Here is a 13619-nt window from a genome sequence, read left to right on the forward strand (position 1 = left end):
TTGGAAGAAGGCAAACCTACCCCGTTTTAATGATCATCCCCTGCATGGATCTCAAAATCCAGTGTCAGGACATCTTTCCCCGGGAATCTTGTGGCGTAATCATTCGCATTCCAGTCCGTTCTGGTAATGGTTGTCTTTGTCTCCGGGCTGGTGAATTCTCTAAGGACATAAGAAATCATGAGGGTTTCTCCTTCGTTTGATTCACCCAACGTGAAGTACCCCAAGATTCCGGTGGTTTCGTATTGTCCGCTTACAGCGGTGCCGTCCCCATAAGTCTGCTCACGTGGTTGGAACACCGCGCCGGACTCATCGGCTGTGGAGGGGTTCAATACCAAGTCTCCGCCGATCAAGAATGCTTTGTAGAGATCGGCAGTAGCCTTGTCCTTCAAGTAGTCTCCTTCTACCCGGTTGCCCTGATAATCCCAAGCTTGCAGTTCTATTTTATAGACCCCATCGGCATGCAGGTGCAGATGTCCGCCTGACACGGCATTGCCTTCGGAATCAAACTCTATCGTAGAAGATTCCCCCTCGGTCGCGGTCGCGATCCCATGGAAATGGTCTCCGTGGGCCCCAAAATCCCCTTCCCCGGAGATTTCTGTAAAGATCAAACTTGATTTCTCAATCCCCTCGAGCACTATCGGCTCCGGATCGTCGGAGCAGGAAAAGGTCAAAAATGAGCCTGCAACAAGTGCTGGCAGTAAGATTTTTCTGTTAAGCTTTTTCATAATTGATTTACTGGTAATTAAAAGTTGTTGACTTGGTTTACTCAGATCTGAAGATTAAAAATACAACATTGTTGCAAAAACAGGGTTGGTATATGCAATATTGTTGCACATATTTATTTAGGCGCCATGATTCCTTATATGGCCGGAAACTACCCCAAAGAATCAATGGATTTTAATGCTCAGCCCCTGAATGGTCTGCCAGCCTTCCTGGTCTGTAACCCTGATCATAAGATGATAATCTCCGGGGTCAATGTCCAAGGGAATGTCGATCTCAGCTTCTGCGTCGTATTTGCTCAGACCGTTAGGAATCGTGTAAGTCTGGATAAATAACAATGGATCAACAGCAGCTTTGACCGGATCCGACTCACAGTCATTCACCTCTGTACTATGGGTATGATGGTCAAAGTTGTGGTGGATGTCCAGGCTATAGCCACCCAACTCAATATTGTCCGTGAACAACGCCCTAAACTGGATCTTCGAACCTCTTTCCAATACACTGCACTGGACTGGAAAAGAATTCTCAGTGACGACTATCTCAGGATATTCCAGATCGATTGCCGGCTGCTCGTCTTCACCGCAGGCTGTGAGCAAAAAGAGAGTGCCTATAACTAAAATATAATTTTTCATATGGGATTTAATGTGATTCCTATTCAGGACTTGGCAACTGGGAAAAACGGATTCAAAATCCTGTCACATCCAGCTCAAAATAATGGTGCAGGCTGATGTCATAGGTAGAATTGGTATAAACGACCCCGAAGAGGTATTCTCCAGACTTCCAGGCATTTTCTCCACTTATGAGATCTTCGGCAGGAAAATTATTATCTACCGGCGAGCCGATCTTAAACTCCGGAGCGGGACGAAGAAAGCCCCCGTTGCCATCATAGATCACATTGCCAAAAGAATCCACATCCTGTTCATCTTCATGAGAGAAAGAATCGTACACGATCACCTTCGAAAAATCGATGGCATCCATCGATTCTGGCCGATGGTTAAGATCTTTTCTGATCAGCAACAGGTACATCTTGCCGTCTCCTTTTACATTCTTGATGGTCGCATCAGATTGAAGGATTTCATCCTTGGAAAACCCGACGTTCTCAGGGTTGACGAGCGTCTCATTTACATAGTGAAAATCCCCCTGGTCTGTCGTAATCATCCAGATATAAAGTATCGGGTCCACTGCCAAATCAGAAGGATCGACAATCTGTATCTCAGCCTTTTCCTCTAAAGTGGTTCCATTCTCATCGCTGACGATGATGATAAACTCATACTTTCCGGCCACGGCATCTTCCGGAATGTCAAAATGCTGATGCACATTGGCGTTTTTTGCTCCTTTAAACTGCTCCCAAGTCAGCTCAAAGCTCCAGTCACTTGCGTACGTCTCACCGGCAATAGGCTCGATCTTCACCTGCACGAAATCGATCTTATCCCCTGCTACGATGTCGGCATTCAGGTGAAAGTCTCTTCCAATGACTCCGATGTGGTTATTGCCGGATCCTATCTCCACATTCTCGATGGTGGGTGTAGGCAATACCGGATCTGGGTCCTCTTCACAGGAGCTGAAGGCAAAACCGGTAGTAAAAGCGATTAGTAGATAGTAGTATCCTCTTTTCATTGTATTAGTTGGTTTGTTTAAAATTGATAGCTCAGGGAAAGGGTAATATTCCTGCCTGCCTCCGGCAGATTGATCAGCCTGTAGAAACTCGTGTGATTGAGGTAATAAGTGTTGAACAGGTTTTGAACCTGGACGTCCGCCTGCAGTTGCTGCTGGAATACTGAAAACACCGAACCTGCACGCAGATTCAGCAGCTGATAGCCCGGTGTCACTTTCTCCGGAGGCACGATGTTGCTTTGCTCAGCTGTCAAGCGAAAGTCCACTGCGAAATAAGGATCGGTAAAAACACTTTTCGCCAGCGGCTTATAAGTGGCATTGAGTATGGCGGATGGTGGCGGGGAAAAAGGCAAGGTGTAACCTCTCTTGGCCCCGGACATCTGCTCGCTGTAGACGTACTCCCCGATCAACTCAAAGCTCAGATTCTCGGTCACTCGATGCATCGCACTCAGCTCAAAACCGTACCGCAGCACCTCAGCCTGCGTATAAATGAATACCTGATTTCCCGCTCCGTATAGAATATCCAACTCTGCGGTCGGATTGAGATAGATGTAGTTTGAGAAATAGTTGACAAACGGGCTGAAAGAAAACAGCCACTTTTCTTTTTTCAGATCTACTCCGAGATCAAGCTGTAAAGACTGCTCAGGATCAAGGTCTGCATTCCCCCGCTCGTATCTGAAGTAATGGTAATTGACTCCATTGGCTGCCAACTCCTTGGCGATCGGCATACGGAAGCTGGTTCCCAGATTCCCCTTCAGACTCAGGTCCGCGGTATTAAAGTTAAATCCGGCAGACCACACCACGCTGTTGAATTCCCGTCGGAATTCCTCTGCCCGGTACAGGTAATCCGACTCAGTCGCCTGAGAAGCATCTTCCACACTGGGAAACCAATCCCGGTATTCCTCCGCACGAATCTGGCTATGGTCATAGCGCAGCCCGGCTGTCAGCTGCCAAGCGGGATTGAGTTTGAATTTATCCAGTGCATAGAACCCATAACTATATTGCTGAAACGCAGGGATAAGAAACCCCCAGCCGCCGATATCATTATGCTGATATTCCCCGCTGGCTCCGAAAGCCAGTTCGTGCCGATCCAAAAACAACTCATCTTTCAGGTTTACAGAAAATACCTCTTTATCAAATGCCCGCTCCAGGTCGGAAGGATAAGGCATTTCAGTCGGATAGGTTGCCGGCATATAGCCATGATTGACATATCGGCTCCACTCTTCACGGTCATTCCGCTGATAGCCCAGGTCCAGCTGCAGGAAATTATTCCCCGCAGCATAGCTGGCCTTATTGATCAATTTCGTGTGCCTGACTTCCTGAAAAGGCAGCAGGATATCCCGACTCGATCGGTCATGCAGCTCCGTGTCCACCTGTCGGGGTTCCAAGCCGTGGGCATTGGCAAAAAACCCAGCTTTGGTACTGACGCTGCTCAGTGAAAAGATATTTCGGAAATGTTCCCCGAGATACCCTACTCTTCCAGAAAAATCCAGCTCTTTGCCTGCTGAATTCCTGACCTGGCCATCGTGAAGTGCCACTCCAAAATCATACACAAACACAGAATCTGTCGGGACTTTGAAATCCGCATAGTCAGCCATTGTGATCCTGCCTTCTCCAAACCACTTGTTTTTTCTGGCAAACAGATTGGCAGAGCCGCCGAACCAGGCATTGTTTGACCGGTACCCAAATTCTACAGAGCCTCCGATGCCGTTTTCTGCCGGCGGCAGCTTTTCCCGGATATCTATCACACCGCCAATAGCATCAGAGCCATATTTGAAGGACGCCGGACCTTTGATGATCATGATCTGATCAGCGGCGTATTGATCCACCTCCAGGCCATGGTCAGCACCCCACTGCTGCCCCTCATGCTTGATTCCATTCTCCACCACCATCACCTGGTTGAATCCCAATCCACGAATCAGTGGCTTAGAGGCGCCGGATCCTATACTGATCAACGTAATACCCGGCACACGCTCCAAAGACTGCATGAGACTCCCTCCCCGATTCTCCCGGATAAAGTCCTGCCTGACCAGTTCAACGCTGTTGGATTCCTGCCTTTGGATTATCTCTTTCTGATCCATCACCACCACCTCTTCCAGATCCTGAACTTTCGGAACAGTGTCCGATGCCGCTGATGTCCTTACAGAGTCCAGTTGGAGGGAAATTAAGGGGACATTGGGTCTGGCAAATGATTCAGAAAACCCTTCTGAAAAAAACAGTCCCGAGATTAGAAGTAAAAATTTGCCCATAGGTATCTAAATGCAATTATGTTGCAAACATAAAAGCCCTACATTTATGAAACAATGTTGCATTATAAAAAAGTGATGGAAATGTGATCAGCGGAGTAGCCTCCAGAGCCATTCTATATATAGCCATGAGTAAACCAACAATTGCCTCTCCCGAAAATCTGTTAATAAAAGCATAACCTCCCGGATTCCTGATTTCCTGATCACGCGGCTATTTTTGGATCTACCTCCGCCAAGGTCTATGCAAGTCTTCTCCAATCCTGCTTTTTTCGATCAAGTCTTCAAGGAACATTGGGAGCTGATGTACCAAAGCGCCTATCGGAAGATCGGAGACCAAGCCGTCGTAGAAGATCTGATCCAGGAGATCTTCATAGATATCTGGAATAGACGCCATATCCTCGAAATAAAAAGCGGAATCAAGGCCTACCTGCTCACTGCCGTGAAGTATCAGGTGATGAAGTATTTTGACGAGCAGGCAAAGATCCGAACCCTCAACACAGACGACTTGCCGGGCTACTACGAGGAGGATGTTTTCGCATTTGAGGAGCTGTACAGCCAAATCGAGCTGGCAGTAGATTCCCTGCCTCCCCGAGCCGGTCTCATCTTCCGGATGAACCGACTGGAAGGCTATAGCGTCGATGAGGTCGCAGAAAAGCTAAAGATCTCCCCTCAAACCGTCCACAATCAGCTTTCAAAATCCCTCAAAATCATGCGGGGTGAATTAAAGCATCTGGTACCAGTGCTTGCCTTGCTTCTAACTGCCTAGCTGATCTCAGGCAGTCCTTGTTACCCGGAGGTTATTTTTGACCGGACAACATTCACAAATACTTAATCGAATCGGGCGGTAGTCGGCTGGCATTTTTTCCACTGATAAGGTGAATGCCAAATCCAATGAGAATCCACCCTACCCTCTCTCGGGTCATCAGCAAGATACTCCGGGGCAAAGCTACGCCATCCGAGATCGACCTCTTCAACGGGTGGTATGATGAAGCTGGCAGCGAACAACTGGAAATCAGAGATCATAAGGGCCGGACACGATCCCAGATCGAAGAGCAGCTGCTTTCAAAGATCCAAAACCATAGATCTGACAAAAAAGCAGGGGATCGTCCTGACTCCAATGCCCGTGGATCAGTGATATGGAAAGTTGCCGCTTCGGTGATCTTGGTGATTGGACTTGTGCTGTTTGGGCAGCGTCTGTTTCAGGATGATCTTCCGAGCAAGGAGGAGATCTCATTCCTGACCTTTAAAAACGGAACCGGAATGATCAAAAAGATCCGCTTGCCGGATGGCTCAACTGTCCAGCTGTTTCACCGCACAACGATTCAGGTTGCGGAGAATTTTACAGAACAGCGGTTTCTCAAGCTAGAGGGCGAGGCCTTTTTCGAAGTGAAACGGGACAGTCTGCATCCGTTCCGGGTCGAATCCGCCCATCTGACCACCGAGGTTCTCGGCACCTCCTTCTTGATCAAAACGCTGCCCGGCCAACCGGAAGTGGTCGCGGTAAAGACCGGCTTGGTCAAGGTGTCCGATTCATTGGAAGCCAACTTTATGCTTCATCCCAACTTCAGACTTGACTACGAAAAGCAGTCAGGAGCGGTCAGTGAGATGCCTTCCAGCGATCCGATTTTCGCATGGACCGAAGACGTCTTGGCTTTTCAAAAGACGGGTATGTCCGAAATGATCCAAATCCTGGAAGACTGGTACGGCGTCAAGATCACCCACAATCTTACCAAAAAGATCACCTGCGAAATCTCCGGCAGTTACGAAAACCAAAGCCTGGAAAATCTCCTCCAGCTGATCCAGTATTCGATCCCTTTCACTTATGAACTCAACGGAAAAAATGTAACACTCCATTTCAAAAACTGCCCCTAAAAAGCGAATGGATCCGCGCCAACGAATCCATTCTGTCCAGGGCAAAACGCTTTCGACATTCTTACACTTGAACCTTTCAAATCTATGAAAAAAAAGTTACCACCAGCCTTAAAAACCTTGGCTATGAGACTATTTACGGCTTGCCTTCTCAGCTGCTGGCTCCACTCCATGGTGTTTGCCAGCGGACTTTCCGCGCAGAAATTAGAGGAAACTCTGATTTCCTTTTCTTCGGAAGAGCTATCCCTTTCAGCTTCCTTCAGACAGATCGAAAACCAGTCCGACTTCCGGTTCTCCTATGAGAGTGGTCTGGATCTGAGCAAAAAGGTGAGTTTTTCGTCCAAGCGATCTGATCTTCAGACGATCCTTGAGCTGATTTCAGCCCAGTCCTCCCTAAAGTTTAAGCAAATCAACTCGACCATTGCTGTAAGCACCCAGCAAAAAGTGCCTGTTCAAGCAGCCACTGCAAACAGCGTTGCGATCTCCGGCACGGTGACGGATGCCGAGACGGGTGAGACTCTCCCTGGTGTCAACATCATCATCAAAGGCACCACCAAGGGCACCACGACTGACTTGGATGGCCGGTTTTCACTGACTGTCGATTCGGGAGAAACTTTGGTATTCTCCTATGTAGGATTTGACAGACAGGAGATCCTGATCGAAAACCAAACTGAACTAACGGTTCGGATGCAGCTGGAAAGTGATTCCCTCAGCGAGGTCGTAGTCACTGCCTTGGGCATCAAGCGGGAGGAAAAAGCCTTGGGATACGCCACCCAAAAGGTGGACTCGGAAGAACTGCTGGACGCCAGATCCAACAACTGGTCAGATGCGCTCAGGGGAAAAGTGGCTGGTCTCAACGTACTTTCCGCAGGTTCGGGCCCGATGAACTCTTCCCAAATCAGCCTCAGAGGAGACAATTCCCTGAATCCAAACGGTAACTTCGCGCTAATCGTCGTAGATGGCGTTCCGATGAACTCTGGATTGACCTCGTCTGGAGTAAGCAACGCCTATGGTGCAGGGTCAGGAAACGATGTGCCGGTGGATTTCGGCAATGGAATCGCGGATCTCAATCCGGATGACATCGAAAACATCACCGTGCTCAAGGGTGCAAGTGCCACCGCGCTCTACGGGAGCCGGGCGGCAAACGGGGCATTGATTGTCACCACCAAAAGCGGTGCAAAGAAGACCAAAGGACTGGGAGTCACGATCAACTCCAACTTCAGTCTCCAGAATGTGTTGAGATGGCCTGACTTTCAATATGAATACGGACAGGGTACCGGCAGAGCCTTCAATGCAGACGGGGAGCTGTACTACAGCTACGGCGCCTCCGAAGATGGAGCGAGCACTGGCGGTACAAGCAGTGCTTTCGGGCCCAAATTTAACGGTCAATCGTATTTCCAATACGATCCAACGCTGGAAGGTCCCTCTGCTGAGCGTGAACTCTGGAGACCCTACGAGGACAATGTGACCGGCTTCTGGGAAACCGGATTTAACATGATCAACGCAATTGCGCTGGATGGAAGCAGTGAAACGGGTTCTCTCCGCGCTTCCATCACCCAGACCAAAAACGAGTGGATCATGCCCAACACGGGGTTTGACCGGCTGGTAGCGGCCATTTCAGGATCTCAGCAGGTCAGCAAAAAACTGAGTTTGAACGTGAAGGCCAACTATACCAACAAGAACTCGGACAATCTACCGGCGACAGGTTACAACAACCAGTCGATCGCCTATTTCATGATCTTTCAAAACCCAAATGTGGATCTGGATTGGTACAGACCGATTTGGAAATCAGGCCAGGAGAATGTCGACCAAATTCACCCGTTCAGCTCGTTTATAGACAATCCTTACCTGATTGCCTATGAGATGACCAACTCGGTCAACAACAATTCGGTCTTCGGCAACATCTCGGCTAACTACGCCTTCAACGAGCATTTTGAACTCATGCTGCGTACAGGTTTGGCGATGAGTCAAGAGGAAAGAGCGCAGCAAAGGCCTTACAGTACCGCCAATTTCCAACGCGGCTACTATCGGGAACAGTACATCTCCAACTACGAGCAGAACTCCGATTTCCTATTCACCTACAAAGGAAATCTCGCAGAGAAGATCTCTCTGAGAGCCAGTGTCGGAGGAAACCACATGAGCAGAAAATACCGGATGATGAGTGCCTACGTGGATGGATTGGTGATTCCGGGGGTGTATAAGCTGGCAAACGGTGTAAACAATCCCGTGCTTTCCACCAGCAATTCCAACCGGGTGATCAATTCGCTCTATGGCTTGATGACGGTGGATTTTGATGAAAAGGTCTTTGTGGATATTACCGGAAGAAATGATTGGTCGAGCACCTTGCCTATTCAAAACAACAGCTTCTTCTACCCTTCGGTCAGCACCAGCTTTGTGTTGAGCGACATATTTACGCTTCCTTCCCAGATCTCTTTTGCGAAGCTCAGAGTATCCGGAGCGCAGGTGGGCAATGACACTGAGCCCTACCGGACCTCCAAATACTACGGTCAAAGCGAATTCCCAGGCTCGGCATCCGTTCCTTCGACACTTTACAATACGGACTTCAAACCGGAGATTACGAGCAGCTTTGAGAGCGGCATCGAGTTGATCTTTTTCCAAAGACGCCTGGGCATTGACTTGAACTACTACATCTCCGAAACCAAAAACCAAATTCTTGAGGTGCCGGTGGACATTACGACCGGATTTTCCAGTGCAATCTTAAATGCCGGAACGGTCAAAAATCAAGGCGTGGAGCTGGTGTTAAGCGGCAGCCCGATCAAGTCAAAAGACTTCCAGTGGAATTCCTTTATCACCTGGGCAAAGAACAACAACGAAGTGCTTTCCCTTCCCGATGAGGTCGATGGAAGTCAGGTGATCGGTACCGGCGGCAACGCGTCCATCATTGCCAAAGTCGGGGGAACTACCGGCGATATCTACGGATTTGGATTTGTGAGATCTCCAGACGGGCAGGTCGTGTATGGAGCCAATGGCCTTCCTGCCAGACCTGCTGAGATCCAATACATCGGCAATGCCTATGCGAAGTGGAAAGCTGGCTTCAGGAACGAGTTCGTTTACAAAAATCTCCGCGTAAGCGTCCTGTTTGACGGCCAGTACGGCGGGACTGTCTATTCCCAGACTCACCACAAGATGTCCGAGCAGGGAAAACTGGAACATACGCTTAAGGGACGGGAAGATGGCTACATCGTAGGCGAAGGGGTGATCGCCAATGGCGACGGATCCTTCTCTCCCAACACCAAGCAGGTAAACCTTGCTGACTACTACGCGGACTACTACCGAAGGGCCAATGTGGAATCCAACTCCTTCGACGCGTCATTCATCAAGCTTCGGGAAGCGAGGATCGAGTATGCAATTCCGGCGAAGCTCTTGCAGAAAACGAGCATCAGTCAGGCATCCATAGCAGTCTACGGCCGGGATCTGGCGATGTGGACGGACTTCCCAATGTATGATCCGGAGACCGCTGCGCTCAATGGAGGCACTTTGCTGCCGGGCGTGGAGATGGGCCAACTGCCTTCTACGAGAACCATGGGCGTGAATCTTACCCTCAAGTTTTAATCAGAATAGTACTATGAACAAATATATCGCAACACTTTTGATTGGATCGCTGGTTTGGGCTTCCACCTCCTGCACAGAGGACTTCGAAGAAATCAACACAGACCCCAACCGAATCGACCAAATCAGCCCAGGCACCCTGTTGAACCCGATCATCTACGGTGTGGCCAGTTTCAACACCGATCGAGCGGATGCTTTCACCTTCCAGATCATGCAAGTGGCCTTGCCGTTTCCGAGCACCAATGGGGGCATTCACCGGTACGACATTACCGAGTCCGCGGGCAATTCAACTTGGAACAACCATTACAAATGGTTGGTAAATATCAAGGAGATGGAAGCCTCTGCTATTGCAAACGCTGATGTGAACTACGAGGCGATCGCGCTGACGCTACGGGCCTGGACACTGAGCCAGCTGACGGATAGCTTCGGAGACATCCCCATGGATGAGGCCAGCCGGGGTGAAGACGGGATCTTCCAACCGACTTTTAACACCCAGGAAGAAGTCTATACTCAGATATTCAGCGATCTGGAGCGGGCAAATACGCTCTACGACGATACGCAGGCAATGATCTACGGTGACGATATCCTGTTCCACAACGACGTGAAGAAATGGAGAAAATTCACCAATTCGCTCCACATGCGATTGTTGCTGAGAGTGTCAAAACGCGAGGAGATGAATGCCTTTGAAAAGCTTGCCACGATGGTCAATGATCCGGCGACCTATCCGGTCTTTACGACCACGGCGGAATCCGGAATCCTACAGATTACCGGCGTGACGCCAAATCTTTCTCCCTGGGGCAGGGCCATTGACTTTACGACTTTCAGGTCTATCTCGGAGTTTTTTGCCGACCAACTGAATGCCCTGAACGACCCGCGAAGACCCAAGTTTATGACTCAGGCGCGGGAGATGGATGGGACCACGACCATTGGCTACAAAGGCATCCCGAGTGGATTTGACGGCAACGAGAATCAGTTCAAGTTTATCCCAAGCAATCATAACATTGCCTTGGTACAGGCTCCGATGATCTCCCTGATCCTGACCTACGCTGAGGTAGAATTTATCAAGGCTGAGCTGGCGCAACGAGGTGTGATCGCCACTGACGCAAAGCAGCACTACGAGAAAGCGGTAAAAGCCGCCATGGAACAGTGGGGCGTGGAAATCTCCGGAGGCTATTTTGACAATCCGGCCGCATCCTTTGACGGTACGCTGGAGCGGATCATGCTCCAAAAGTATGTGGCGCTGTACTTCAATGACACCCAGCAATGGTTTGAATACCGGAGGACAGGTCTGCCGGTACTGCCCAAAAATGCGGGCATGCTAAACAACCAGATCATGCCCGTGAGGTATCAGTATCCCGTCTCCGTGCAGATCAACAATCCGGAGAATTACAGCGCGGCAGTGGCCCGGATGGGTGGAGATGATATCAATACAAAAGTTTGGTGGGAAAAGTAAACGATCCCGAGGTAAACCTAAGTTGGTTTAACAAAGACGTGAAAAGCCCCGGTCGTGTGACTGGGGCTTTTTTGATTGGTATGTCCAGTCCTCTAATAAGTTGACGGCAAACTGACTTAAAGCTGTTGTCGGGTTGACGGGGAGTCAGATTGCAAATCGGATGATAGGACCTCTACATTGCAAACGGCGAGGAGCCGAGGGAAGCAGGACAACAGGAGGATTTCAAGGAATCTGTGGATTCTATGGACTCTGTGGAATCTATGGATTCTGTGGACTTGACATGAATGCCGGAGTGATCCAAAACCTAGCCTATATGTAGCTTTGATGCTACTTTGATGCTGCTTTGGTGTTGCTTTGGTGGTGCTTTGGTGGTGCGGGGCTGTTAGATGCTGGATGACCGATGCTGACTGTCTACTGAGCAGTTGTCAGGTTGTCCGCTGAAGCTGTTGTTGGGTTGGGGCAGGCATCATCTTGTCTTCAGGAAGTCATAGATTGTATAACTGGAATTGCGGAATCCGTGGGACGAAAGTGCAGGTTTCATACAAGTATCATGCAGGTATGTACGGGGTATCATGCGGGTATCATGCAAGTATCTAGGGAGTATCGTGCAGGTATCTATGAAGCATCGTAAAGGGAGATGGGAGGTTGGTAGTCGTCTGCTGCGCGTTGTCGGGTTGTCCGCTGAAGCTGTTGTTGGATGACCGGTGTTGGATGGCGGATGACCGATGTCTGTACTTCCCTAAATATGGTTGACCGTTTGGTTCAACATTTATTTAATTCCATCGGACAATTATGAGCCAGAGGTTCTTCTCTTGGGTAAACTTCGAAGGGGCTCGATGTCCCTAAGAAGTTTTGTCTTCCTTCGGTATAAATATTCACCGTCGGTCTTTCTTGGGTAGGTAAATCTATCAGTTTTTGGTAAAACTCCATGGGGGTGTAGTTCATATTAAACGCCCGATGGAGCCGTTTTTCGTTGTAATGGCTGACCGCCTTGGCCACTTTTCTCTTTAGCTCTTTGAAGTCACGGATTGCCCATCGTTTCAGGTATTCATTCTTGATAATGCCATTGATCCGTTCTGCATAGGGGTTTTCCCAAGCGACTAATCCCATACTGATATGAATCTTTTGGCCGGACAACAACTGGGTATAGGCATGACTCCCATACTGCGATCCCCGGTCTGAATGATGGATAGTATCCCAAGGAGTACAGTTCATGATCCCCAAAGCCTTCTTCAATGCCCTGATATTCGCTTCTGTGCGCAGGTGATCGCTCACGGCGTACCCGACGATCAATCTAGTGTACACATCTATGATAAACACCAAGTAATAATGATCGCCTTTAAGTTGAAAGTAAGTGATATCACTCTGGATCACCTGAAAAGGCCTGGTGACACACATCCCTTCAATTAGATTAGGATAGTATAGCGCTCCACTGAAGGTGGTCCGATGGTAATTCTTCACCCGATTGACCCCATAGCCCAGCTCCAGAAAAAGCTCACAGAACTTGTCCCTTCCCATGAAGTGCGGTCTTAGCGCATAGTACATCTTTTCAACCCCACACCCGGGATGCTCTGCTTTGAGCTGGTTGGCCAATACAATCAGTTCAGACAACTCCCGGTCAAAGGATTCCTGCCGATTTTTAGCCTGCTGAACCGACTGTTTGCTTACTCCTACAGTTCGGTAGAGTTCATTAAGGGAATAGCTCATGACTTGTCTGTTGGATTGGAACCACCAGAGTGTGGGGTGTTGGAGTTTTTTTTGACATCGATGGAATAAGTGTCCTTTGCCAGATCAATCATCTTCTCCAGATAATCAATCATTATCTGCTTCTGGCCAACGGCCCGTTCCAACTCCTTGACCTTTTCTTCCAGTTCTTTTACCCGATGGGTTTGGCTGTCTTTCATCTCCACGATACAGATGTTTTTCTCGTTGTAGGTAGAATACTTATAGATCCACTTGTAAATAGATTTGTTTGAAATTCCGTACTGCCGCTCCATCTGGAGTACCGACATCACACCCTTTTCAAAATCATCAACCAATTTACGTTTGAATCCTTCTGAAAATTCACGACGTGAATTGATCCTTTTTCCCGTTTTTAGCATTTCTTTCTTGGCTTTAAAACGGTCAACCTATTTCAGAGAATGACA

10 protein-coding genes are annotated in these 13619 nt (G+C 48.8%); 4 read left to right on the plus strand and 6 right to left on the minus strand.

The window, feature by feature from the left end; translation table 11 throughout:
• Positions 1-26: 26 nt before the first annotated feature.
• From G459_RS0110165 to G459_RS0110180, 4 genes are all read right to left on the minus strand, one after another.
• Entirely contained in the window at positions 27-725 is a 699-nt protein-coding gene (locus G459_RS0110165; RefSeq protein WP_026967562.1) for a hypothetical protein, read from the minus strand.
• Between the two features lie 162 nt (positions 726-887).
• Positions 888-1352: a DUF4625 domain-containing protein gene (locus G459_RS0110170; RefSeq protein ID WP_026967563.1), complete on the minus strand. Its 465-nt coding sequence runs from the start codon at positions 1350-1352 to the stop codon at positions 888-890.
• Positions 1353-1404: 52 nt separating this feature from the next.
• Complete coding sequence (locus G459_RS0110175; protein ID WP_026967564.1) at positions 1405-2337, minus strand: DUF4625 domain-containing protein; 933 nt, start codon at positions 2335-2337, stop codon at positions 1405-1407.
• 17 nt (positions 2338-2354) lie between these two features.
• Positions 2355-4583 carry a TonB-dependent receptor gene (locus tag G459_RS0110180; protein ID WP_035455591.1) on the minus strand — a complete coding sequence of 743 codons (2229 nt, stop codon included), beginning with the start codon at positions 4581-4583 and terminating at the stop codon, positions 2355-2357.
• A gap of 238 nt (positions 4584-4821) precedes the next feature.
• On the opposite strand from G459_RS0110180, the gene G459_RS0110185 reads away from it, so the two are divergent.
• From G459_RS0110185 to G459_RS0110200, 4 genes are all read left to right on the plus strand, one after another.
• A complete protein-coding gene (locus G459_RS0110185) occupies positions 4822-5346 on the plus strand; it encodes a sigma-70 family RNA polymerase sigma factor (RefSeq protein WP_026967566.1) in 525 nt (174 codons plus the stop codon).
• A gap of 125 nt (positions 5347-5471) precedes the next feature.
• Complete coding sequence (locus G459_RS0110190) at positions 5472-6452, plus strand: FecR family protein (protein WP_026967567.1); 981 nt, start codon at positions 5472-5474, stop codon at positions 6450-6452.
• 123 nt (positions 6453-6575) lie between these two features.
• Entirely contained in the window at positions 6576-10022 is a 3447-nt protein-coding gene (locus G459_RS0110195) for a SusC/RagA family TonB-linked outer membrane protein (protein WP_245588160.1), read from the plus strand.
• Positions 10023-10035: 13 nt separating this feature from the next.
• Complete coding sequence (locus G459_RS0110200) at positions 10036-11472, plus strand: SusD/RagB family nutrient-binding outer membrane lipoprotein (RefSeq protein ID WP_026967569.1); 1437 nt, start codon at positions 10036-10038, stop codon at positions 11470-11472.
• Positions 11473-12234: 762 nt separating this feature from the next.
• Here the strand turns inward: G459_RS0110200 and G459_RS27200 are convergent.
• Both G459_RS27200 and G459_RS0110210 read right to left on the minus strand, forming a co-directional pair.
• A complete protein-coding gene (locus G459_RS27200) occupies positions 12235-13179 on the minus strand; it encodes an IS3 family transposase (protein WP_084454453.1) in 945 nt (314 codons plus the stop codon).
• On the minus strand, positions 13176-13574 hold the full coding sequence (locus G459_RS0110210; protein WP_026967570.1) for a transposase: 399 nt from the start codon (positions 13572-13574) through the stop codon (positions 13176-13178). The genes G459_RS27200 and G459_RS0110210 overlap by 4 nt, the downstream gene beginning before the upstream one ends.
• Between the last annotated feature and the right edge of the window lie 45 nt (positions 13575-13619).

This window comes from Algoriphagus terrigena DSM 22685 (genome assembly GCF_000429445.1).
Lineage (GTDB): Bacteria > Bacteroidota > Bacteroidia > Cytophagales > Cyclobacteriaceae > Algoriphagus > Algoriphagus terrigena.